Here is a 23,505-nt window from a genome sequence, read left to right as displayed (position 1 = left end):
GCGGCCCTGCTATCCGCCGGATACCCGCACGCTGCGTTTTTCAACTCCGCGGCGGACGGCGCGGCGGGGGAGGGGAATACAAGTCGTGCGTCGGGATACTCGGCAGCCATGAGATATGAGATGACAAGACACCGTGGGATCGCGGCCGTGGTGATGGCCGTCGTCGGCGTGATAGCGCTGATCCTGGCGCTGCACATTATCTTCGTGCTGCTGGATGCCAACCGGGGCAATGCGATCGTCTCCACGATCGGCACGTGGTCCTGGCACTTGGCCGCCTGGTTCAGGGGTCTGTTCCAGACCGGAAGCGGCAACTGGAACACCGTCCTCGACTACGGCCTCGCGGCCCTGGCCTACCTGTTCGTCGGCCGGCTCGCGGCGAGCCTCGTCGAGCGTGTCTAAGCCGACTGAGAACCTTCGGATTCGAGAGGCACCGTCATGGCAGCAGTCTTCATCCTTGCACCGGTAGTCATGCTGCCGCTCGTCCTGCTGCTCGGACGCATCGAGCAGCGGGTGCTACGCCCGGAATCGCAGCCGGACGGCCCTGGCCGTCCGGCGCCGGGCGAGTCGGCCTAGCCCGGATCGTAGCCAGTCTCTACCCGGTCAGGTGAGCGGCGTCATTGAGCCGGACGAGGGTCCATCGCACCGGCAGACCCGGGTGGTGTTCCGGTTCCCACGGGGCTGACGGATCATCCTGCGTGACCCATTCGGTGATCGAGGTGGGGGTCACCTTGATGTCGAAGTCACGGTGAAGCGGAAGAGATCCGAAGGCGATCAACGAGGCCTCCACGGCCTCGGCGTGGGTGACCACCATTGTCGTCGTGCCGACGTGGCGTGTCGCGATGGCCGTGAGCGTCTTGCACACGCGCAGCACGAGGTCGGCCCAGGACTCGTTGCCTTCCTGGAAAGGGTGGAACACACCGCCGTCGGTGCGGCCGTGCTCGCGCCGGATCTCGTCCCACGACATACCGTCGGCCCAATCAGGCATGTGATACGTGCAGAGCCCGCAGTCCGTGATGACCTCAGCACAGGAGCCGGAAGCGGATGAGATCGGCCGGACCCCGGCGACAACCTCGGCCGTCTCGATCGCCCGTGGGATGATCGAACTGTAGACGACCGGATGATCGGAGACGTCGAGAGCGCCCAGCGCGACACCGTCTGACGACAGCCGGTCGCGCAGCCGGGCAGCCTGCTCGCGACCGAGGTCGGTCAACCCGCGACAGCCGCGCGGGCCGCCGTTAACCCCGTCGGCCTTGTGGTGAGAGTCTCCATGTCGTACCAACAGCAGGCGAGTCGTCGGCATGCTGCCTCCACTATTGCGATTTGGTGATCGGCTGAGCGCTGGTGGGGCGTGGGATGACGTGTCAGGTCAGGGTGAGTGCGGCCGCTTCGCTCCGCCCGGTTCGTCTGACCACCCGCCCACCCGTTGCGTTGGCGGGGCGAGCTGGAGTTTCAAGATCGAAAGTCGCCGCTGGCAGGCCCTTCCTCGGAGAGAGTGCCGGGGTCTGTGGGGTGGTGTGGTTGGTGGGGCGGGCTGGGGTTCGGGGTGGTGGGGTTGCGGGTGTGTGTTCTCTCCTCGGTTGGTCCCCGGAGGCAATCAGGAACCTGTCGGGAGGTCAAGCGGCGGTGGCTTCCGCTCATGGTCGATTGTGCATGGCGCCGCTTGACCTCCCGGCAGAACCCTGATCGGGCTTCGCCTGCCCGACCGAGGAGAGAGCCCACCCCCTGGGGGGATCAGTGCGAGCTGCGCTCGGGCCGAGCCCCGGCCCGTGGCCCGGTCGCGCTTGATGCACGATCATGCATCGCCGTTCTGGGCCGCTCTTTGCTTCTCTACTCCTTTCAACGTCGGGGAGTGCGCCCGAGTTCCCCGGAAATCTCCCGTATTTTTTCTTTTCCGGCAAAGGACGGATTCGCATCTTTTGTCGGTGGCGGCGTCTAGCATGGAAATGTACGGGGATCGCGGCTTATGACGGGAGGGGTGGTGGTCGGGATGGCTGGGCAGGTGGCGGCGGGGGTGTGGCTGAAAACGGTGCAGGATTTGTCCTCGGCATGCGACCGAGCCACGCGATCTTGCGCGTTGCGTGAGCTCCGGGCCAATCGGATCAGGGTGATGCAGAATCCTTCCGCATCGGGCACGGCCGGCCTGCGGGATTGCGCCGCGAGGTCTGGGATCGGGGTCGATCGCGCCGAGGCCATGCAGGATCCGACATCAGCGCGACCCGAGCGCCGACCTTTCGGGCGGATCGAGGATCGGGATGGCCGGGTCAAGGTGATGCAGAATCCTTCCGCACCGAGCGCGACACGGGACTCTTTCGCGTGGATCGAGGATCGAGATGACCGGATCAAGGTGATGCAGGATTCTTCCGGATCGAGCGCGGCCGGGCCGCGGTCCGGGACTGGGCCCGAGTGCAGCTCGCACCACTCCCCAGGGGGTGGGCTCTCTCCTCGGTCGGGCAGGCGAAGCCCGATCAGGGTTCTGCCGGGAGGTCAAGCGGCGCGAAGACGAAAACAGCACAGCGCGGGCCACCGCCGCTTGACCTCCCGGCAGGTTCCTGATTGCCTCCGGGGACCGACCGAGGAGAGAGCACACCCACGGCACCCGACCACCCCGAACCCCAGTCCGCCCCACCAACGCCAGCACCCACGCGACCCCGGCACTCTCCGAGGGAAGGGTCCGCGCCGGAGGCGAAAGCTTGAAACCCCAGCCCGCCCCGCCAACGCAACGGGTGGGCGGGTGGTCAGACGAAACGGGCGACGCGAAGCGCCGCCCGCAGCCAGACGACCACCCCGACCCGACCGGCCACCACCTCCCACCAACACTCAGCCGATCATCAAATCGCTCTAGGCGTATTAGAGGCGCTTCCCCTTGGGCAGCTTCACGACGGTGAGGAAGAAGTCGTCGATCTGGCGGATCGCCGAGACGAACTGGTCGAGGTCGACGGGCTTGGTGACGTAGGCGTTGGCGTGCAGGCGGTAGCTGCGCAGGATGTCCTCCTCGGCCGAGGAGGTGGTCAGCACGACGACCGGGATGCTCGAGAGCTCCTCGTTGGTCTTGATCTGCTGCAGCACCTCGCGCCCGTCGTACTTGGGCAGGTTCAGGTCGAGCAGGATCAGGTCCGGTCGCACCGCGTCGGTGTAGGCGCCGCGCCGGAACAGGAAGTCCAGCGCCTCCTCGCCGTCGCGCACCACGTGCAGGGTGTTGCCGATCTTGTTGTCCTCGAAGGCTTCCCGGGTGATCAGCTCGTCCGCGGGGTCGTCCTCCACGAGAAGCACGTCGATCGGAGTCGGTCCGGACATGGAATTCACAGGGCGCTTGCCTTCTCGACCGGGGCGGAGTCCTCGACGACGGCCGGGGACGGTTCTTCGGATTCTTCCACGTGCGGCGCCGTGCCGTCGGCCGGCGGCCGGGGCGCGGGGGACGCGGCGGGTGCGGCAGGTACGGCGGCCAGCGTGCCGGGCAGGGTGAAGACGAACCGGGTGCCCACCGCCGTCCCCGGCTCGATCCAGATCCGCCCGCCGTGGTGCTCGACGATCTTCTTGCACAGGGCGAGGCCGATCCCGGTGCCCGGGTAGGCCTCCCGCGAGTGCAGGCGCTGGAAGATGACGAAGACCTTCTCGGCGAACTCCGGCGCGACGCCGATGCCGTTGTCCGCGACCGTCAGCCGGATCACGCCTTCGCGCCCCGGCTCGGGTTCGGCCGTGATCTCGATCTCCGGCGGGCGGTCGGGGGAGCGGAACTTGATCGCGTTGCCGATCAGGTTCTGCCAGAGCATGCCGATCAGCGTCGCGTCTCCGGAGACGGTCGGCGCCGGCCCGTTCATCCGGACCACCGCGTCGCTGTCCTCGACGGCGTACTGGAGGCCTTCGAGCGCGCGGGTGAGCGAGGCGTGCAGGTCCACCGGCTCGCGCTCGTCGTTGAGCCGGCCTACGCGGGAGAACGCGAGCAGGTCGTTGATGAGCACCTGCATCCGCTTCGCGCCGTCGACGGCGTAGTCGATGTACTGCTTGCCGCGCTCGTCGAGGACCTCGCCGTAGCGCTTGTCGATCAGCTGGCAGAAGGAGGCGATCTTGCGCAGCGGCTCCTGCAGGTCGTGCGAGGCCACGTAGGCGAACTGCTCGAGCTCCTCGTTGGAGCGGCGCAGTTCGGCCGTCTGCGCGTCGAGCACGTCCTTCTGCCGGTGCAGGGCCGCACGCTGCTTCTGGGCGGAGGTCAGCGCCCTGGTGAGCCGGATCCGCATGGCCTCGAGGGCGCTCGCGAGCACCCGGACCTCGCGCGGGCCGGTGGCGGTCAGCGGCACGTCGAAGCTGCCCTCCTGGACCGCCTCGGCCTCCAGCCGCAGCCGGTTGAGCGGCCGGATCACGGTGGCTTGGACCAGGCCGGCGATCAGGCAGACGGCGGCGAGGACGACGATGAGCATGGCGATGAAGGCGCCGTCGCGGACGCGGTCGAGGTGGGCGAGGTTCGCCACATCCGCGGACCGCTCGGCCTCCAGGTCCTTCTCCGCCTTCATGAATTGCGCGCGCAGGTGGTCGAACGCGGTCTTGCTCGCGGCGATCTCGTCCGGGTCGACCGTCTTGCCGGCCCGGGCCGCGGCGATGAACGGCACCGCGTAGTCGTTCCTCCACGCGGAGACGGCCTGCTGCAGCGACGCCAGGTCGACCAGATCCGCCTGATGCCCGACGAGCAGGGTCTTGATCTGGGCCGTGTCCGCGGACTCCTGGGCCTGGCCCTGCGTGTACGGCTCGAGGAAGTCCTCCTCGCCGCTGAGCAGGTAGCCGCGGACGCCCGTCTCCTCGTCGATCAGGGCGCCTTCCATGTCGACCAGCGCGGTGCGGGCCGGGCTGACCCGGTTCAGCAGCGTGTCCGAGGCCTGGGACGCGTGGTCGAGCAGCACGGCGCCGATGGCGCTGAAGAGCAGCACCAGCACCGTCATCGTGCCGATCACGGCATAGAACCAGCCCCGGACGCCCAGCCGGGGTCCGGACTTCTCGTTGCTCATCGTCCGGAGACCTCTCTGAAAGTACTGTCATCGTGGCCGACGGCGCCGAGGTCGACGGCTCCGGCGCCGTCGGTCGTGCCGGTGTGGCGCAGGTGCAGCACGGCCACGTCGTCGTTGTCGCCGCGGCCGGTGCGGTCCCGGGTGGCGGCGATCAGCTGGTCCACGAACTCGGCGTCGGCGAGGCCGTCGAGGCCACGCGCGCACAGCAGCATCCGGTCCTGGCCCCACAGCAGGCCGTGTTCGTCCCGGTTCTCGTAGAGGCCGTCGGTGTACAGGATGATCTCCTCGCCCGGGCTGAGCGGGAGGAAGGTGACCGGCCAGTGCGAGAGGCCCGGGATGATGCCGAGCGCCGGGCCGTGCTCGCCCTCGTGCAGGGTGATCATGCCCGCTTTGCGGGTGAGGGCCTGCGGATGCCCGGCGCGGATGAACCGCACGTACGGCTCGCCCGGCCGCCACGTCAGGGTGGCGAGGGTGGTGTAGGTCTCGTCGTCGTTGCGTTCGGCCTGCAGCAGCCGCTCGAGGCTGTCGAGCAGTTCCGCGCCGTGCTGCCCGGCGAGCACGAGGGTGCGCCAGGCGACGCGGAGCGCGACGCCGATCGCGGCCTCGTCCGGGCCGTGGCCGGAGACGTCCCCGATCACCGCGTGCACCGCGCCGTCGCCGGTCTCGACCACGTCGAAGAAGTCGCCGCCGAGCAGCGCTCCGTCCCGGTGCGGCAGATAGCGGGTGGTGACCGAGATCGGCGCGTGGCGCAGCAGCGGCGTGGGCAGCAGGCCGCGCTCGAGCCGTACGTTCTCGGCGGCCCGCCAGCGCGCGGCGCGCAGGTCCGCGGCGGCGCGCTCGGTGCGCTTGCGCTGGACCGCGTAGCGGATCGTCCGCTCGAACCACTCCGGTTCGACCTGGCCCTTGACCAGGTAGTCCTGGGCGCCGGCCCGGACCGCGGCGAGCCCGGCCTCGCGGTCGTCGAGGCCTGTCATCACGACGACGCTGGTGGAGCCGAGCTCGGGCAGCCAGGAGCCGAGCTCGCCGATGCCGTGCAGGTCCGGCAGGTGCAGGTCGAGCACGAGGCAGTCGATGCCGCCCGCGCGCACGGCCGCGGCGGCCTCGCGCGCGGTCGCGACGCAGACCACCTTCGCGGTGAGGGCGGAGTCGTCGAGCAGTTCGACGGTCAGCAGCGCGTCGGCCGGATCGTCCTCGGCGACCAGGATCCTGAGCGTCTCCTGCTCGATCACCGAGTGCCGGGGCTCGGGCAGTCGCGCGCCGAGCGGGGATTCGGGTGGGCCGTCCGCCGAGATCCCGTCATACGAGACCGCGGAGCTCACGGACATCCTCGTGTCCGCAGGGGTCTGCGGGCAGCAGTCGACTCGAGCACGGGTCCTCCTCGGCGGCGTACAAACGACCACCGCTCGTACCCGGTCACGGCGGTTCCACACCCCTGGTCGCGCCACCACCGAAAGATCGAATCTGCACGCACGCGCCGTCACGCGCCGCTCGACGCCCCGCCGCGGCGGGCGCGGGCCCGACTTTGACGCCACTTTGACGCCCCCGGCGAGCATAGCGGCGAGCGGCCGCCGACCCGGTCACCGCCGGAACGCGGCCGAGATCCGCTCCGCACGAGAAGGGAACCGCATCCATGCTCCACGGCAGATATCCCGACCGGTACCCCCACCCGATGCGCAGGAGGCTGCGCCGGCTGCTCGGGGTGGCGGTCGTCGCGGTCACCGCCCTGGTGACGACCGCGGCGCTGGCTCCGGGCGCCTCGGCGCGCGCCGCCGCGACGGTGGCGCCGATGACCGCGCAGTCCTGGCACAGCGCCATCGCGCACGTCTCCACGCCCGCCAAGGGTTGTTACACCGCGACCTACCCCGCGCTGACCTGGCACAGCGTCAGCTGTGCGGCCGCGCCGAAGAAGACCTACGCGCCGCAGTCCGGCGCGGCCTCCACCGCCGGCGTCGGCACGGTCGGCCTCGCGCCCGAGACCGTCGGCAACGGCGTCGACTTCTCGGCCGGCGTGACCGGCCTGATGACCGGCGCGACCGGCTCGTTCCCCACCGTCACCGGCGTGACCGGCGAGACCAGCCTGGGCGTGGCGAACTCCTACTCGCTCCAGCTCAACTCGCGCCCGTTCCCGACGCCCGTCTGCGCGACCGGCGGCCCGAGCTGCCAGGGCTGGGAGCAGTTCATCCTGTCCAACCCGGGCTCGACCACCGGCTACGTCTTCATCCAGTTCTGGCTGATCAACTACCTGACGTCGACCGTCACCAGCTGTCCGACCGGGTGGACCTGGGCCCCGGGCAGCGCGCACTGCTACAAGAACGGCAGCGCCATCGGCGGGATCCCCTCGCAACCGATCACGACCCTGGGCAACCTAAGCCTGACCGGCACGGTGACCGGCGGCGCGAGCGGCTGGGACACCGCGCAGCTGAACATCGCGGGCAGCACCACCGTCTACTCGGCCTCGACCAGCGACACCACCCTCGACCTGTCCGGGGGCTGGACCGCCGCCGAGTTCATGATCGGCGGTGACGGCAACTCGTCCCAGGCCGCCTTCAACCCCGGTTCCACCATCACCGTCCAGACGGTCGTGCACAACGGCACGACGGCGGCACCGACCTGCATCTACGGCGGCTGGACCGGCGAGACCAACAACCTGACCCTGGTGGGCACGGCCACGTACGCGACCGGCGCGTCGCCCTCGATCCGCAGCGTCCAGAGCAACATCCCGGGCCTGCCGGCCTCCTGCAAGTCGGCCAGCGGCACCGGCGAACCGCATGACACGACCTTCGACGGGCTCTACTACGACTTCCAGGACCAGGGCACCTTCACGGACACGAAGACCTCGACGATGACCGTGCAGGCGGAGCACATCCCGGCGCCGCCGACCTACCCCAACCGCACAATGGCCGGCGCCGTCGGGACCCAGATGGGCTCGGACACGGTGGCCTTGTGCGGCGTCACCAACACCTCCCTCTACATCGACGGGGCCCTGACGACGCTCGCCAGCGGCAGCGCGATGGCCCTGCCGTCAGGGGACACGGTCACCCGCACCGGGAACACCTGGCTCGTGACCGATCCCCAGGGCGACTATCTGCAGGCTGACACCAGCAGTTCGATCTGGATGGACCTGCACGTCGGCCTCGGCACGTACCCGGAGGCGGTCGGCGGGCTGCTCGCCAACGCGCCCGGCAACCCCGGCGCGTTCGAGACCAGCACCGGCGTGATCATCCCCGCGCCGATCTCCGCCTCGGACACGACGACGATGTACCACGTCTACGGCGACAGCTGGCGCGTTCCCACCGCCAAGTCGCTGGTCGCGGTCTGCAAGATCCAGACCGCTGAGACCGATCCGACCACGACCGGCTGGGCGAACACCCTCCCGCAGGACGTCCAGGCCAAGGCGCTGACCGTCTGCCAGCAGGACGGCGTCAAGGACGTCACGCTGCTCGAGGCCTGCACGCTCGACGTCGCGGTCCTCGGGACCCCGCTCGCGGCGCGGTCGTTCATCGGCGAGCCGGCACCGGTGGTGGTCGGCTGGAGCGAGGACACCGTGGCCAAGTAACGGCGAACGGTGGCCGCGGGCCCGAAACCCCTGCCGGGTTTCGGGCCCGCGTACGTCAGGGGACTGCGTCGAAGGAGACCTCGAAGGGTTCGCGCACCGGATTGCCGTTGCCGTCCCAGCATTCGACCGGGATCGAGCCCTTGGACCAGTCTCCGGCGATCGCGCAGGACGCCGCGTCCGAGCCGACCGCGACGACCTGCGGGACGCCGGTGGCGAGGCTGAGCGGCATGGTGACGCTCGCAGTCAGCGTTTCGGGGTCATAAGACTGCGACCATCCGGCGCCGGTGCCAGGGTCCTTCGAGGCGAAGCGACGCGTCGGGTCCGGTGCCGATCCCGCGGTCGTGTCGACCCAGGCGTAGCCCGACGCCAACCCGCCGGCACTCCGCCCGGCGTCCGGCAAGCCGAGCAGGTTGCCCTGGGCGCCGTAGGTGAGCGTGAAAGGCGTGTCGGCGGGCGCTTTGCCGTTGAAGCAGGCCACGTCGGCGACGGAACTGCTGCTGTCGACGAGCTTGCAGGCGCTCAGACCGTTCGCCGCTCCGTACGCGGACACGAGATCGACTCCCGGCTGCGTACCCGATTCCGCGCGCGTGACGGTGTAGCGGCCGACTCCGGTCCGCCGCACCAGCGCCGGCACGCCGTTCCACGCGTACTGCTCAGTGGGCTGATACGCCTGCGCGCCGGGCTGGTCGGCGCGCAGGTAGCCGAAGACGGCGTACTTGGTCTGCTCGCTCGTGAACGACAGGCTGAACTCCCAGTCGACCGGAGCGCCCTTCGCGTCCGCGCAGAGGACTGAGACAGCCTCGTCGAACCCGTCCGGCCCCCACGCCCCGATCCGGCAGCGGTTCGCCGAGATCCCGCCGACGGCGGTGACCTGCGGGACGCCGTTCGTGCCGCCCAGGCCGGAGAACCAGACCACGTAGCTGCCGGTGCCGAGGTGCTCGACGGTGTTGGCCGTCGCGCCCGAGTTGTACTGCGCCCACGCCGGGGGGACCTCCCGGACGTCGAGCGGATCGCCGCAGCCCGGGTCGAGCACGAAGCCGGCGCCCGCGGGCAGCGATCGGCCCGCGCCGCCGCCGTCGGCCGGCGGCATCACCGGGAGGTTGGAGGCCGGTGCGCAGATGCCCATGTTCTCGTCGCCGTGCGCGGGCGGCATCCACTGGCCGGGCAGCACGCCGAGCGCCAGGCCGAACGCGACCGCGGCGGCCAGCGGAAGGCCGGCCCGCCGGCGAAGGAGGGGACGGGAATCTGCGCGATGCATCGTTGCCTCCGAGAAGTGGGTGCGGGCGGCGCGGCGAGGGGGCGCCCCCGGGTTCAGGTTCGGCGAAAACTCCCCGGAAGGGAAGAGCCCTGCGATGTCGGACAATCCCGGATCCGACGGCTATATTGACGATCAGGGCTCTCATCGACGCAGGCGGGAGGTCGCGGGTGGCCCACGAGCTCGCCGACGGTGCGCCTCGCCTGCTGCTGGTGACCGCGGCCGCGGGGTACGGCAAGACCAGCGCGGTGCGCTCCCGGCTGCGCGGCGTGCCCGTCAGCTGGTACTCCGGCTCGGCCGCGGCCGCGATGCTGCGACGGGCGGAACCCGGCCGCGCGGCGGCGCGCTGGCTGGTGCTCGACGAGCCGGCGCTGTCCCCGGCGGAGCTCGGCAGAGCGCTGACCGAGGCGATGGCGACGACGCCGGAGCGGCGGATCGCCGTGATCACAGCGCGATTGCCTGAAATTCCCACGGCGCGCTGGCGGGCGAGCGGGCTGATGGCGGAGCTCGGGCCTGCGCAGCTGGCGCTGTCCCCGTCGTCGGCGGCAAGGACGCTGCGCGGCGAATACGGGCTCGATGACGCGACAGCCGGGCTCCTCGTGCGGGCGACCGCGGGCTGGCCGGCGCTGGTGCGCCTGGCCGGGCAGGCGGCGGCGGGCCAGAGGTCGCCACACCAGGTGCTCGAGCTGTTGGGCGGACCGGAATCGGTCGTCGCGGACTACCTGATACAAGAGGTCTGCGACAAGCTGGATCCGAGGGTCCTGCGCGCGCTCGACCACGCCTCGCATCTCGGGTCGGTGACCTCCGATGCCCTGGACTTCGACGACGGCAGCGCCCTTACCGCGCTGGCGAGGGCCGGTCTGGTGGTACCGGCCGGGTTCGGCCCGCTGCGGTACCACGTCGTCCCGCTGCTCGCGGCCGTGGTGCGCGCACGTCGGCCGCAGAATACTGCGACGCGACGTCAGTGGTCTGAGCGGGCAGCGGCCGATCTCGTTGCAAAGGGCTGGCACGGTGAGGCGGCGGAGGCCCACCAGCGGGCCGGGGATCTGCGGGCGAGTGCGCAGATCCTCGAGCAGCACGGCGCGCGGATCCTGGCCCGGGACGGGCTGCTCGCGGTCATCGATCTCGTCGAAGCCTTGCCCGAGGAGCTACGCACAGCAGGCGTGCGGCAGGCTTACGGAGAGGCGCTGGCGCTGACCGGCGACACGGACGGGGCCCGCGCCCAGTACCGGCATCTGACCGGCGGCGCGGAAGCTACCGGCGGAAAACTGTCGCCGGGCCTGGCCAGGCGTCTGGGCTATCTCGACTACCGGGCAGGCGACCCGCTGTCGGCGCTGCGGCTCTACGCCCAGGGCTACCACGAAGAAGATCAGAGTGCTGAGGCGGCGCTGCTGGTCGCCTGGATGAGCGTCGCGCACTGGGCGGCAGGCGACACCAAAAGCGCTGCCACCGCAGCCGAAACGGCACAGCGCGTGGCACTTGCGTCCGGCGACTACCGCCCGATGATCGCCGCGCACGTCGCGCTGGGCCTGACCGCCGAGATCCGTGGCGAGTCCGCGGCGGAACAGCGCCACTTCGGCAAAGCACTGGAGCTCGCCGCCGCGAACGGCGACGTCGTGCAGGAGGCGATGGCCGGCAACAACCACGCCGCGCGCCTGCTGGGGGAGGGCCGCCTGGCCGAAGCCTTCGCGGCGGCCGAACGCTCGGTCTACCTGTGCGAGGCGATCGGCCTGCGCGCGATGCTCGGCATGGCCTTGAACAACGCGGGCGGCGCGCTGCGCCAGCTGGGTCGGCTCGACGAGGCGCTGGATCGGTTCGAGCGGGCCGTCGCGGTCGAGCACCGGGTCGGCTCGGCCTGGCTCGCGTATCCACTAGTAGACATCGGTGATATCCATCGCCTGCGCGGTAACGCGCAGCTGGCCCGCGCGGCGTACGAGGAGGCCGTCCGCATCGCCACCGACACCGAGGACCGTTACGGCCTCGTCCCCGGGCTCGCCGGCCTCGCCCTCGTCCTGGCAGACCTCGAGCCGGACGAGGCCCGGTACGCCGCTGAAAGGGCCCTGCGACACGCCGAAGGCCCGATGCGGGTGGAGGCGTTGCTGGCCGCGGGTCACGCCGCGCGTGGCCGGGGCGACGCGGCCGAAGCGGTCCGGATCGCCGACGAGGCGGCCGAGCAGGCTCGGTTCTTCCGCGACCGGCCCCGACTCGCGCACGCTCTCGAACTGGCCGCCGTAGCCGGGACGGTGCCGCGCGCGAGCAAGCGCGGATTGAACGAGGCATTGCAGATCTGGCAGGAGGTCGGCGCCGCGTTGGACGCCGACCGAGTGCGCGCGATCCTCGGTTCCCGGACCGACGCGGGCGCGCCCGAGCGCGTCGCCGCCAGACTGGCCAGAGAACGCCTGGCCGCGGCCGGGATGCCGCTGCCGGCCTACGCGGTGGGTGGCAGCGGCGGCGGTGTGGAGATCCGGACCCTCGGCCGACTCACGATCCTGATAGGCGGCGAGCCGTTGCCCGCCACGGCCTGGCAGTCGCGCAAAGCCCGCGATCTGCTGCGGATCCTGATCGCGCGCCGGGGCCGGCCCGTGCCGCGCGAGGAGATCGGACAACTGCTGTGGGGCGACGACGATCCGGGGCCGGTGGGCCATCGGCTCTCGGTGGCGCTCTCGACCGTCCGATCCGTGCTGGACCCCGGTCGGCGGCACCCGGCCGACTACTTCCTCATCGCCGACTCCGGCAGCATCGCCCTCGACACGACCCGGGTGGCCGTCGACGTGGAGCGCTTCCTGTCCGAAGCCGACCACGGGTTGCGCCTGCACGAACGTGGCGAGAGCGCGCAGGCCCTGGAAGCCCTGGCCGCCGCGGAGCGCGCCTACACCGGCGACTTCCTCGAGGACGAGCCCTACGACGAGAGCACCGTCGCCGTGCGCGAGACCGCCCGCGCGACGTACCTGCACCTTGTCAGGGTACTGGCAGAGCTGTACCGGCGGATCGGCGACACCGCCGGCTGCCTGCGCAGCCTGCACCACGTCCTGGATAAGGACCCTTACGACGAGCCCTGCCATCGCGAGATCATCGACCTGCTGGAGGCGGCCGGCTCGCACGGGCAGGCCCGTCGGGCGCGGGACCGCTACGCCGCGGCGATGCGCGATCTCGACCTCGACGAGTAGGCCAGCCCAAGCCCTGGCCCGATCCGGCTCAGTGCCCTCCGGTGGACACGTGCAGGGACTCGGTCAGCTTGCGCCGGATCGTCGGGCTCAGCGGCTTCTCCACGACCCGGTAGATCGACCACGCCGCCGCGATCATCGCCAGGATGAGGGTGACCAGCAGCAGATAGGCGTTGACGTGCCGGTCCAGCCGGCTGATCACGGTGAAGCCGATCTCCTGGTGGATCAGGTACAGCGGGTAGGTGATCGCGCCGAGGACGATCGTCCACCGGCCCCGGATCCAGGAGAGCCGGCCGGTCGCGACCAGGCCGATGAGCGCGAAGCAGACGGCCAGCAGGGCGAAGACGATCTGCAGGTTCAGGTGGTTGTGGGCGACCGTGCTCTGGGCCTGCACGTCGCCCTGGATCTGATCGGTGCCCACGACGTACGACACCCCGACGATGCACCACAGCAGCAGGTTCTGCCCGAACCGGTACATCAGGTAGAAGGCGATGCCGGCCACGAAGTACGAAGAGTACTGCGAAACCAGGATCTGCTCGGCGAAGTCCGGGGAGAAGGAGGGGACGAGGAGCGACGCCGTGGTCCACACCACGCAGAAGCCGACAGCACGCTGATACGTCAGGCCACGCCAGACGACGAGGGCGAAGAGCAGGTAGAAACGCAGCTCGATGAGCAGGGTCCAGTACACCGAGTCGATCGAACGGTCCCCGAGCAGGTTCTCGAGCATGGTGAAGTTCGCGAGGACCGTGCCGGTGTTCGTGTCCAGGCTGAAGCCGGGCCATATCGCCACCACCGTGGCGGTGAGGGCGACCGCTAACAGGTAGGCCGGGAACAGGCGGGCCACCCGGGAGACGAAGAAGGCGCCCACCGGGCGCCCCCAACTGCTCATGCAGATCACGAAACCGCTGATCAGGAAGAACAGCTCGACGCCCATCCAGCCGTACTGCGATACGGCGTGCAGCTTCGGGAACAGGTGCCGCACGGGAGTGTGCCAGCCGCGGCCGCGGGCCGAATAGTGGAACACCACCACCGTGATCGCTGCGACGAAGCGGAGGAGGTCGAGGGCGTGCAAGCGGTTGCCGGGCTTGGTTCGCGACGACGCGGCGGCCTCGGCCGGCGGCGCCTGCGCCGTGGCGGGGGCCGGGGAATCGGGCGCGGCGGGCGGGGAGGCGGCGACGTCGGTCGCCGAGCGGGCCTTCGGTACCAGAGCGGTGGATGAGGGCTCCGGTACGTCCGCCTTCGCGTCCGCCCTGGCAATGTCGTCCCGCACGCTTACGCCTCTCCATCGGCGCACACGGCTCGCAAGATGCCCCTTGCAACCGGGTCGCGTCGACTCGTCGGCGAAAGGCTATCACCGGCCGGTCGGCCGCTGTCTATCAACCTCAGAGCATGTTATCCGGATCATCGGCGCTGTTCACGCCCAGTTCGTCGAGTAGTCGCCGCACCGACACCGAGTCCGCGCCCTTGAGCGCGTGCCAGTGCTCGAACACGTCCGCGGCGGCCCGGGCGATCGCCGCGGGCGCGCCGACGGCGTCGCAGGCCTCGGCGATCTCGTGCATCTCCGGCGCCCACCGCCACGCGCGCGGGCCCGCGCCGGCGACCTGGTCCGGCCGGGCGAGCGCCGTCCCCGGCACCGCGTGCTCCGCCAGCTCGAGAAGCTCGTCGAGCACGCCGTGGCCGGACGCGAGGGCGTAGGCCTGGACGGCCAGCACGTAAGAGATCTTGTTGAAGGAGGCGAACGCCAGCTTGAGCGCGGAAGCGCGGCCCACGTCGCCCGCCAGCACATGCGGTTCGAGCGCGGTCGCCTCGAACAGTGCGCGGACCCGCTCCGCCGCGGCGCCCGGCCCGGAAAGGTAGAGCCGCGTCTCGCCCGGCCGGTGCGGCGGGCCGCCGACGATGCCGCCGTCCACCACCGACGAGGGGTCGGCGAACAGCGTGGCGATCGACGCGGCGTTCGCCGGGCTGATGGCGTTGAGGTCCGCGTAGATCCCGGCGAAGTCGAGGGCTGCGACCGAGCGCGCCACCTCGAGGGCGTTGGCCGGCGGGCATACGCTCAGGATGATCTGGCAGCGTTCGGCCAGCTGCTTGAGCGAGCCGGCGTCGCGCAGTCCCGCCTCCGCCGCCCGGGCACGGCTCTGTGCGCTGCGCCCCTCGGGCAGCCACCACACGATCGCGCCGTTGGCAGCCGCCTGCTCGGCGACCCTCGCGCCCATCGCGCCCGGATGAAGCAGCCCGATCTCGAATGCGGCCATGCTCTCCATCCTAGCTCTGTGATCAGCCCTCTTTCGCCTGCCACGGCGGCGGAACTACGCTCGCGCCATGATTGTGCGAGCGTTCGAGAGCGCCGACTGGGACCAGGTGTGGCCGATCGTCGAGGAGATCGTCCGTGCCGCGGACACCTACACCTACGATCCCGCGATGACCGAATCCGCGGCCCGGGACACCTGGATCGAGCCCGGCGACGGCCCCGGGCTGACCGTGGTCGCGACGGAGGACGACCGGATCTTCGGCACCGCACGGATGGGGCCCAACCGGCCCGGCCCGGGCAAGCACGTGGCGACCGCCAGCTTCATGGTCTCCGCCGACGCGCGGGGACGCGGCGTCGGCCGCCGGCTGTGCGCCCACGCGCTCGACTGGGCGCGGGAGCAGGGCTACGCGGGCATGCAGTTCAACGCGGTGGCGGCCTCGAACGTGCACGCCGTGCACCTGTACGAGACGCTCGGCTTCACCCTCGTCGGCACGGTCCCGGGCGCCTTCGAGCACCCGGAGCTCGGCCGGATCGGGTTGCACGTCATGTACTGCGACCTCGCAAAGGCCTGATCCACGCCGTTCGGTGGGCGGGCGCCGACCGGGGGCGGAAACACGGCGTCCTTCCCGCCCGCCGAGGCGGATGGGAAGGACGCCGGAGAGGTGCAGGGGGGCGATCAGGCCACCAGGTTGGTGAGATTCTGGTCGGGGCCGCCGTTGAGGATGGTGCCGCCGCACATGCTGTCCACGGCGGTGGTGTCCGCGTCCATCCGGCTCACGGCGGAGTCGAGCTGGTTCAGGGCGTTGTTGCTGAGGTTGCCGGTTTCGGCGGCCTGCATCGTCGAGATGAAGACCCCGAGGTCCTTGGCGACGGTGTCGACCGCGGCCTTGACCGAGGAGCGGCTGGAGAGCGCGCCGTCCTGCTCCAGAGCCGTCGAGAAGCCCTGCAGGTCCGAGACGTACTTGTCGACGGCGGCGAGGTAGGCGGAGATGCTGTTGCCCTGGTCCGCCTTGGCCAGCGCGTCGTCGTCTTTGCCGACCTTGGTCTCGAAGTCCGTCGTGGCCTGCGACTCGACGGCCACGCAGCCGGCGTCGACCAGGATCGAGTTCTGCGCGGCCGACTCCGCCGCCTTCAGCGGGGCGGCGAGGTTGCCGCCCTGGTCCGCGGCCTTGGCCGCGGCGGTGGCGTCGTTGTGCTTGCTGGTGAAGGAGCTGGACTCGACGCTGGTGCCGACGAGCAGCGCGACCAGCGCGAGGGCGGGCACCGCCAGGATCGCGGACTTCGCGAACACCGAGCGCCGCTTGGCCTTCTTGGCGGCCGCGGCCGCCTGCTCCTCCGGGCTCGGCATCTGCGTGTAGGCGAAGGCGGCGGCCTGCACGGCCGGGTCGACCGGCTGCGGCCAGGCCTGGACCTGCGCGGCGTCGGGCTGCTGCTGGGGGGCCTGGGCCTGCTGGGCCCACTCGGCCGGCACCGGCGGCTGCGGCGTCTCGGCGGGCTGGGCGGGCTGGGCGGGCTGGGCGGGTGCGGGCTCCGCGGGGAATTCTTCGGGCTGAGTCATGGGGTTACCACTCTTTTTGTGGTGAGGTGAAAAAGGTCTGGGGGAGGGGGCGTACCGCGCGGCCTAGTAGCTCGAGCAGAGCGCGTCGAGGTCCTTGCCCGTGCCGCTCAGCGTGGTCAGCGCCGCGGCGGCGGCGCCCTCGGAGGCGGTGGAGTGGTTCTGGATGTTGTCCAGCGCGGTCGAGAGGGCCTGCAGCTGGGAGTTCATCTTGTCCAGGTCGCCCTTGACGGGCGCGTGCGTGGCCCGGCCCGAGGCCTCGGTCAGGTCGGTCCCGATCGCGGCGATGTCGCTGGAGACGGTGGTGATCGAGCTGTTCGAGCTCGAGGCGCTGTCCTTGTTGGAGGTCAGCGTCGCCGTGTCGGCCTTCAGCGTGGCCAGATCGGCCGGCAGCTTCGACTCGACGCTCTTGCAGCCCTCGTCCAGAGCCGTCGAGGAGGAGACGGTGGAAGTGGCCTGCGACACCAGCGCGATGACCCCGCCGCCCACGATCACGGACACGACCAGGCCGATGATCGACAGGACCTTGCCGGTCTTGCGGCTGTAGGCCTTGAGCAGTCCGAGGGTGGAGAGGATCAGGCCGACCGGCCAGATGAGCACGGCGAAGATCACGCCGAGCACGGCCAGCACGTTGCGCTGCTTGGGCGCCGGCGGCAGGGCTCCGGCCAGCGCCGGGTCGAACGGCATGCCGGCGAACTGGGTCGCGTACGGGGCCGCGTAGGGGACGGGCGCGCCGTAGCCGGGCTGGAGCGGGGCGGTCGGCTCGGGGGCGATGGCGGCGGCGACGGGGACGATGTCGGTCGCGACCTGCTCGAGCGGGGCAGCGGGCTCGGGGGCGGCGACGGCGGCGGCCACGGCCACGACTTCGGTCGCGACCTGCTCGGCCGGGGCAGCGGGCTCGGCGTCGGCGGGCGCGGCCTGCTGGGGCAGCACGGCGATCGTTTCGGCCGCGGCGGCCTCGATACCGACGACTTGGGTGCTTTCGTCCCCTGCGGGCTCACTGTCCATACCCTGATCCTCCCCTTGGCTGTTCAACAGAATGCTCGTTTCTTTCAACGATGTGTGAGGTGAGCGGCGCAAGTATACTCTTGCGTTGACTGGCGCCATGCAGAAGGTTGATCAAGATTTGGGATCGGTCCCAGAACGGTTTCATGCCGCCTGGGAGGCCGCAAAACGTACATCGGGTTACGAATCAGGCCCCGAGTATACGAGGCGCCCTTGCGCCGGTAAGCCTGGTTTCTCAGGGCACGAACAGGCCCGACGTGCCGACGCGCGCGGACGGCGGGGCGCGCGCCGCGGGCTCGCCGGCCGATGCTTTCGACGACGTCCGCCGGAACCGTGATCTCCTCCGGCGTCGATTCCGGGACGGACGTAGCCTGATGCGGCCAGTCTGTTTGCCTCGATGCGAAAGGGCGGAGTCGTGGAGTTCCTCGTCACTATGACCACCCGCGTCCCCGAGGGGACTTCCGACGAGCAGGTCGCGCAGGTCAGGGCGCGGGAGGCGGAGAATTCCGCGGGGCTTGCGCGGGAGCGGAGACTGCTGCGGCTGTGGCGGCCGCCGCTTGGGCCGGGGGAGTGGCGCTCCATCGGCTTGTTCGCGGCGGCGGACGCCGAGGACCTGGAGCGGACGCTGGCCGGGATGCCGCTGCGCGTCTGGCGTACCGACGAGGTGACTGCGCTCGCGGCGCATCCCAACGATCCGACGGCGGTTTCGGACGACGGCCGGAATGTTGCGGAGTTCCTCACCGCTTTCCACGTCGCGGTTCCCGAGGGCGCTGCCAAGGCGGACTACGAGCGGGCCGACACCGCAGAGGCTGAAAGCGCGGCGACGCTGGCCCGCGAGGGAAGCCTGGTCCGCCTGTGGAAACTTGAGCCTTCAGCAACCGAGCCCGGCGTCAAGCAGGCGTTGGGCTTGTGGCGAGCGGCCGACTCGGACGAGCTCGCGGCGATTATGAGGTCGCTGCCGCTCGATCCGTGGATGACGGTCGAGACCACGCCGCTGACCAGGCATCCCAGCGATCCGGGGCACAACGCCGCCGACAAAGCTTAGCGTCAGGGGCTCGGCAGCCCGATCGCGCCGCCCCGGTGGCGGGCGTCCGCGATGGTGTGTTTTGATCGATTCGGCGGTTATTACCCGATCGTCTCCCAGGAGGCGCGATGAGTGCTGCGAGCGGTGCCGGCGGGGCCGCCGCGCGCGGCATGCGGGAGGTCAGCGAGCTCGACGCGGCCGTCCTGTCCGCGCTCTTCGAGTCGCCGATCAGCCTGTACGTACTCGATCCGGAACTGCGGCTGATCCGCTTCAACCCCTCCAGCCGGGGCATCCGCGACTTCCCGATGGCGGACATGCTGGGCCGGCCGATCCAAGAGGTGCTGCACCTGTTCAACCTGGACCGGCCCGAGGAGGCGGAGCGGCTCACTCGCCAGGTCCTGGCGTCTGGCGAGCCCGTGCTCGACGAGCGCTTCACGGCACGCAGCCGCGATCCGGTGGTCGAATCGGTGCACTCGGTCGGGTGCTTCCGCCTGCATGATTCGAAGGGTGCTGTGCTCGGCGTGCTCGTCGCGGTGACCGATGTCACCGAGCGGGCCGAGGCGGGGGCGCGGCTGAGCCTGCTCAACCTCGCCAACACGCATATCGGCACGACCCTGGACGTCTACCAGACGGCGCAGGAGCTGTGCGAAGTGTGCGTGCCGCAGCTGGCCGACGCCGTGTCGGTGGACGTGCTCGACTCGCTGTTGCGCGGCGAGGTGCCGGCGCCGGGTTCGAAACTGCGCGGGCAGTCGCTGCGGCGGGCCGGGTTCTTCTCGATCAGCGGCAACCCGGGCATTCCGGCCGTCGGCGAAGGCGCCTCGTACCCCTACGACACGCCGTTCGACAATGTCCTCTCGAGCTTGCATTCCACCCTGATCGGCCAGGTCGATCTGGGTGCCGAATGGCTCACGCACGACCTGCGGGGCACCCGGATGCGCGACGTCGGGCTGCATTCGATGATGTCGGTGCCGCTTTCCGCGCGCGGCGCGGTGCTGGGCATCGCCAGCTTCTACCGTTGGCGCAATCCGGTGCATCTGGGCCCCCCGGACGTCGAGCTCGCCGAGCAGATCGCCGCGGTCGCCGCGCTGAGCCTGGACAACGCCCGGCTCTACACCCGCGAGCGCTCGGTCGCGCGCCTGCTCGGGGCCTCGTCCCAGCGGCCCGGCGGAGAATCGGTGCGTTCCGCGGTGCAGATCGCGCACGCCTACCGGCCGGCCGGGGCGGGCGGGGCCTGGTTCGACGTGGTCTCCTTGTCCGGCTCCCGGGTCGCCCTGGTGATGGGGGACAGCACCGGCCTCGGCGCGCACGTCGCCGCTGCGATGGGCGAGCTGCGCGCCGCGAGCGCGGCCTTGTCCGGGCTCGATCTGCTGCCGGACGAGATCCTCGAGCGGCTGCACATCATGGCGGGTGGGCCGGACCGGCGCGCTTACGAGGCTTCGGCCGACGGCGGCGAGGGCCGATCCGAGGGCTCGGCCGACGCGGACGACGCCGACGAGGCCGGGGCGCGGCGGGAGACCTGCCTGTACCTCGTCTACGACCCGGCCACCCGGACGTGCTCGATCGCCAGCGCGGGCCACCCGCCGCCGATCGTGGCCTTCGCCGACGGCCGGATCGAACAGCTGGCCGTGCCGCAGGGGCCGCCGCTCGGGCAGGGCGAGGCGGAGTACGTCGCCTCCGAGCACGTCCTGCAGGAGGGCGCCGTCCTGCTGCTGCACAACGACGAGCGCCTCCAGCCCGGCCGGGAGGGCACCGAGGTCCCGTTCGAGCTGCTGGCCAGGGCCGCTTCGGGGCCCGGGGCCTCGCTCGACGAGCTGTGCGACGCGATCATGGACGCCGCCGCCTTCCCGCCGGAGCGGGACGCCATCGTGCTGCTGGCCCGCACCCGGGCGCTGCACGCCTCGCAGACGGCGTCCTGGATGCTGCCCGCCAGTTTCGAGGCGGCCGGGCAGGCCCGGCGGCTGGCCACCACCCAGCTCAAGGACTGGGGGATCGAAGAGCTCAGCGACAGCACCGAGCTCGTGGTCAGCGAGCTGGTCACCAACGCGCTGCGCTACGCGGAGGGCCCGATCGGCCTGCGCCTGATCTGCGATCGCGCGCTGACCTGCGAGGTCAGCGACGACAGCAACACCGCGCCGCGGCTGCGCCGGGCCCGCGACGACGACGAGGGCGGCCGCGGGCTGTTCATCACCGAGCAGCTGACCCAGAGGTGGGGCGCACGCCCGAACCGGCACGGCAAGACCATCTGGGCCGAGCAGCCGCTGGTGCGTTCGCCCGCTCTCGGCGCTACGCCGCCCGCGTGACGGCGCGACACATTCTCTCCGGTTGCTCCCGTGCGTGCCGACCGCACCTAGCTGAGGCCGCAGGCGCGGACCACGGCAGAGAGTGTCAGGCCTTGGATGCTCAGGGTGAGCGCGACGACGGACGCGGTGAGCACGAGAACCAGCGGCCGGTCCGTGGCCGCGTGCCCGCTGGCGTCGGCTAGCGGGATGGAGAGTGCGGCGGCCAGTGGCATCACGCCACGAGTGCCGGCCCACGTCATCACCCGGGTGGCTGGCCAGGCGGGGTAATGCCGAGTGGGCTCGGCAAGCGAGACAGTGGGGCGCATCCAGGCCAGGCGTACGGCGATCAGCGTCACGGCAAGGACGACGGCCTGCACCGGCCACCATCCGGTTCCCGGCGGCAGGTCGCCCACCAAGGCCGGGAGCTGAAGGCCGATCAGGGCGAAGACCACTCCGGGGATCACGGCGACGCCGATCCCGGCGAGCACCAACACCGAAGGCGCCGGCACGCTCCAGCGATCGGCGAACGTGGCCACCAGCGTGCTCGTGAGTACGAGGGCGAGAACGGCTCCGGCACCGGGCATGCGGACGCACCTCAGTCTGGATCACCGGGCCTCGCGCTGCTGCGCTGGATTCTTCCCCGGGCCGACCAGACTTCCCGGCACACCACCAGGCATTCTAACGGCCGTAAGGCAATGGGCCGTTGTCAGCCGCGGAGCGCGGAGGCGAAGACGGCGGGCAGCTTGCCGATCCTCGGGGCGGCGGTGAAGTCGGTCATGTGCCGGATGGTGGCAAGCCCCGTGCGGTTGGTGACGAAGTACGGCGGCCGCGGGGAGAGCGACGGCGAGCCGGAGACGAGGCCGCGCGGAGCCGGAGCGAACGGCGCGCGCAGCACGGTCTTCTCGATGTCTTCGAGCATGAACGCGTTGTGGACGAAGCCGATACCGCTTCCGATGGCCTGACGGGTGTGGCCGGGGTATGCGCCCCACGGCGTGTAGCCGAGCAGGAAGCCGATCGCGGACCAGCAGTTGACGCCTACCGTTCCATAGCGCAGCTCTGCGATAGCCCACGACAGGGCATTGCGAGCTGCGTTCTCGGTGCGGGGATGGACGATGACGGTCGCGCCGAGCGTTCCGGGGAGCTTCGTGTTCGCGAACTCGACGGCGTTGCGCAGGAAATCGGCCGTGCTTCCGCCCGCCAGGCGCACCACGCCGAGCGCACTGGCGAACACCTCCTCGGTCAGCAGGATGTCATCGTGGTCTGCGACGTTCGGGATCAGCAGGCGGCTGCCGGCCGCCCAGCATTCGGCGTGCGGGTGGGCGTCGCGGACGGCGGCCAGGCGCGATTCGGCGCCGGGGTAATAGTCGTGGCGCGGCGGCAGGTCCCGCAGCACCCCGCGGATCTCGTCGAGCAGCCGCTCGGTACCGTCCCATTCGCGCGGGAGGATTAGGATCTGGCTGGCGATGCAGTTGTGGCCGGAGTTGTTCATCTTGCTGGTGACGATGTGCTCCGCCTGGAAGCGGAAGTCCGCCGGGCTCCACTTTCCGGGCACGACGATGCACGGGCTCACCCCGCCGAGTTCGCTGCTGAACGGCTTGTCCAGCAACGGATCGTCCTCACGGCGGCGCCGTCCGGCTTGCCCGTCGATGCCCCAGACGATGGCGTCATGGGAGCGCTCGCTGCCGGTGATGTGGAGCGTGTCGACGTCGGCGTGCGCCGCGAGATAGCTGCCCACGTGCGCGCCGCCGTCGGCGAAACGCACCCAGTCGCGGTCGATGAACTCTGCGAACACCCGCTCGAAGTGCGGCCGCAGATAAGCGTTGACCGGGTTCATCTTCGCGATGACGACCTGGCCCTCGACGAAGAGCTTGTGCAGGACGTCCAGCGCCGTGATCGCGGCGACGTTGCCGGCGCCGAGGACCAGGGCGACGGCCGGCTTTCCGGGCCGGCCGCGGTACTCGCCGGCCGCCCGGGCCAGGGTCTGCTCGACGCCGACTGCGCCGCGCATCCGCACCCGGGCTGAGAAACCGCTCAGCAGAAGGCGATCCCAGCCGCTCGCGGGAAACACGTCCACCCAGGTGCGGCCCTCGGACTCGCGTACCGCCGAGGCGTCGAGCGGGCCGCGCCCGGTGGCTATGGTCCGCAGCACTCGTGAATAAGCACTCACGTTCTGCGCCAGCGCCCACGGCCCGCCGGCCCAGTCTTCTGCGGCCCACGGCGAGTCGGCTCCGTAGCCCTTGGCCCGGGCGCTCGCTGCCGCCGTCTCCTCGGCTCCGGACCGGATCCGCGGCAGCATCCTCTCCAGCAGGCCGATCCGCTCGTCGATGGAGGTCGCGGCCCAGAAGTGTGCGCCGCGGCGCAGCTCGGCCAGGTCGCGGTCGAGGCCGTCGGTGACGATGACGGTGCCGTCCATGAAGGTCCT

The 23,505-nt window shown here is 70.8% G+C and carries 18 protein-coding genes; 7 read left to right on the top strand and 11 right to left on the bottom strand.

Translation table 11 applies throughout. The features are described 5' to 3' along the window. Positions 1 to 120: 120 nt before the first annotated feature. Positions 121 to 399: a hypothetical protein gene (locus ACTRO_RS12860; RefSeq protein ID WP_034263359.1), complete on the top strand. Its 279-nt coding sequence runs from the start codon at positions 121 to 123 to the stop codon at positions 397 to 399. Between the two features lie 36 nt (positions 400 to 435). Then, a complete protein-coding gene (locus ACTRO_RS47160; protein ID WP_157436112.1) occupies positions 436 to 573 on the top strand; it encodes a hypothetical protein in 138 nt (45 codons plus the stop codon). Positions 574 to 592: 19 nt separating this feature from the next. Here ACTRO_RS47160 and ACTRO_RS12855 read toward each other — a convergent pair whose 3' ends face one another. The 4 genes from ACTRO_RS12855 to ACTRO_RS12840 form a co-directional block, all read right to left on the bottom strand. Next, positions 593 to 1,300: a histidine phosphatase family protein gene (locus ACTRO_RS12855; RefSeq protein WP_034263358.1), complete on the bottom strand. Its 708-nt coding sequence runs from the start codon at positions 1,298 to 1,300 to the stop codon at positions 593 to 595. A 1,547-nt stretch (positions 1,301 to 2,847) separates the two neighbouring features. Next, positions 2,848 to 3,294, bottom strand: a complete 447-nt coding sequence (locus tag ACTRO_RS12850) for a response regulator (protein WP_034263357.1) — start codon at positions 3,292 to 3,294, stop codon at positions 2,848 to 2,850. Between the two features lie 5 nt (positions 3,295 to 3,299). After that, complete coding sequence (locus ACTRO_RS12845; RefSeq protein WP_063627989.1) at positions 3,300 to 4,997, bottom strand: sensor histidine kinase; 1,698 nt, start codon at positions 4,995 to 4,997, stop codon at positions 3,300 to 3,302. Beyond that, positions 4,994 to 6,316, bottom strand: a complete 1,323-nt coding sequence (locus ACTRO_RS12840) for a SpoIIE family protein phosphatase (protein WP_063627988.1) — start codon at positions 6,314 to 6,316, stop codon at positions 4,994 to 4,996. Before ACTRO_RS12840 ends, ACTRO_RS12845 begins: the two co-directional genes overlap by 4 nt. Before the next feature lie 350 nt (positions 6,317 to 6,666). Between ACTRO_RS12840 and ACTRO_RS43260 the strand changes: the two genes are divergently transcribed. Beyond that, complete coding sequence (locus ACTRO_RS43260; protein ID WP_157436108.1) at positions 6,667 to 8,553, top strand: hypothetical protein; 1,887 nt, start codon at positions 6,667 to 6,669, stop codon at positions 8,551 to 8,553. A 55-nt stretch (positions 8,554 to 8,608) separates the two neighbouring features. Here the strand turns inward: ACTRO_RS43260 and ACTRO_RS12830 are convergent, their stop codons facing one another. After that, entirely contained in the window at positions 8,609 to 9,811 is a 1,203-nt protein-coding gene (locus ACTRO_RS12830) for a hypothetical protein (RefSeq protein ID WP_034263356.1), read from the bottom strand. 167 nt (positions 9,812 to 9,978) lie between these two features. Here ACTRO_RS12830 and ACTRO_RS12825 point away from each other — a divergent pair, with 167 nt between their 5' ends. Then, positions 9,979 to 12,975, top strand: coding sequence for an AfsR/SARP family transcriptional regulator (locus tag ACTRO_RS12825; protein WP_034263355.1), 2,997 nt, complete (start codon positions 9,979 to 9,981; stop codon positions 12,973 to 12,975). Between the two features lie 28 nt (positions 12,976 to 13,003). Here ACTRO_RS12825 and ACTRO_RS12820 read toward each other — a convergent pair whose 3' ends face one another. Both ACTRO_RS12820 and ACTRO_RS12815 read right to left on the bottom strand, forming a co-directional pair. After that, complete coding sequence (locus tag ACTRO_RS12820; RefSeq protein ID WP_169739886.1) at positions 13,004 to 14,242, bottom strand: acyltransferase family protein; 1,239 nt, start codon at positions 14,240 to 14,242, stop codon at positions 13,004 to 13,006. Between the two features lie 112 nt (positions 14,243 to 14,354). Next, complete coding sequence (locus ACTRO_RS12815) at positions 14,355 to 15,224, bottom strand: NAD(P)-dependent oxidoreductase (RefSeq protein ID WP_063628233.1); 870 nt, start codon at positions 15,222 to 15,224, stop codon at positions 14,355 to 14,357. A gap of 67 nt (positions 15,225 to 15,291) precedes the next feature. Here ACTRO_RS12815 and ACTRO_RS12810 point away from each other — a divergent pair, with 67 nt between their 5' ends. Beyond that, complete coding sequence (locus tag ACTRO_RS12810; RefSeq protein ID WP_034263354.1) at positions 15,292 to 15,792, top strand: GNAT family N-acetyltransferase; 501 nt, start codon at positions 15,292 to 15,294, stop codon at positions 15,790 to 15,792. Between the two features lie 104 nt (positions 15,793 to 15,896). Here ACTRO_RS12810 and ACTRO_RS12805 read toward each other — a convergent pair whose 3' ends face one another. Then, a complete protein-coding gene (locus ACTRO_RS12805; RefSeq protein ID WP_034263352.1) occupies positions 15,897 to 16,778 on the bottom strand; it encodes a hypothetical protein in 882 nt (293 codons plus the stop codon). A 63-nt stretch (positions 16,779 to 16,841) separates the two neighbouring features. Beyond that, entirely contained in the window at positions 16,842 to 17,783 is a 942-nt protein-coding gene (locus ACTRO_RS12800; RefSeq protein ID WP_034263351.1) for a hypothetical protein, read from the bottom strand. A 412-nt stretch (positions 17,784 to 18,195) separates the two neighbouring features. On the opposite strand from ACTRO_RS12800, the gene ACTRO_RS12795 reads away from it, so the two are divergent. Both ACTRO_RS12795 and ACTRO_RS12790 read left to right on the top strand, forming a co-directional pair. Further along, complete coding sequence (locus ACTRO_RS12795; protein ID WP_034263349.1) at positions 18,196 to 18,825, top strand: muconolactone Delta-isomerase family protein; 630 nt, start codon at positions 18,196 to 18,198, stop codon at positions 18,823 to 18,825. Between the two features lie 107 nt (positions 18,826 to 18,932). Then, positions 18,933 to 21,104 carry a SpoIIE family protein phosphatase gene (locus tag ACTRO_RS12790; protein WP_051450751.1) on the top strand — a complete coding sequence of 724 codons (2,172 nt, stop codon included), beginning with the start codon at positions 18,933 to 18,935 and terminating at the stop codon, positions 21,102 to 21,104. 47 nt (positions 21,105 to 21,151) lie between these two features. Here ACTRO_RS12790 and ACTRO_RS12785 read toward each other — a convergent pair whose 3' ends face one another. Together ACTRO_RS12785 and ACTRO_RS12780 are read right to left on the bottom strand one after the other, a co-directional pair. Beyond that, positions 21,152 to 21,667: a cation:proton antiporter gene (locus ACTRO_RS12785; protein WP_034263348.1), complete on the bottom strand. Its 516-nt coding sequence runs from the start codon at positions 21,665 to 21,667 to the stop codon at positions 21,152 to 21,154. Positions 21,668 to 21,789: 122 nt separating this feature from the next. Beyond that, complete coding sequence (locus ACTRO_RS12780; protein WP_034263346.1) at positions 21,790 to 23,496, bottom strand: aldehyde dehydrogenase family protein; 1,707 nt, start codon at positions 23,494 to 23,496, stop codon at positions 21,790 to 21,792. Between the last annotated feature and the right edge of the window lie 9 nt (positions 23,497 to 23,505).

It is taken from the genome of Actinospica robiniae DSM 44927 (assembly GCF_000504285.1).
Classification (GTDB): Bacteria; Actinomycetota; Actinomycetes; order Streptomycetales; family Catenulisporaceae; genus Actinospica; species Actinospica robiniae.
This window is presented reverse-complemented; position numbering and strand designations above follow the sequence as displayed.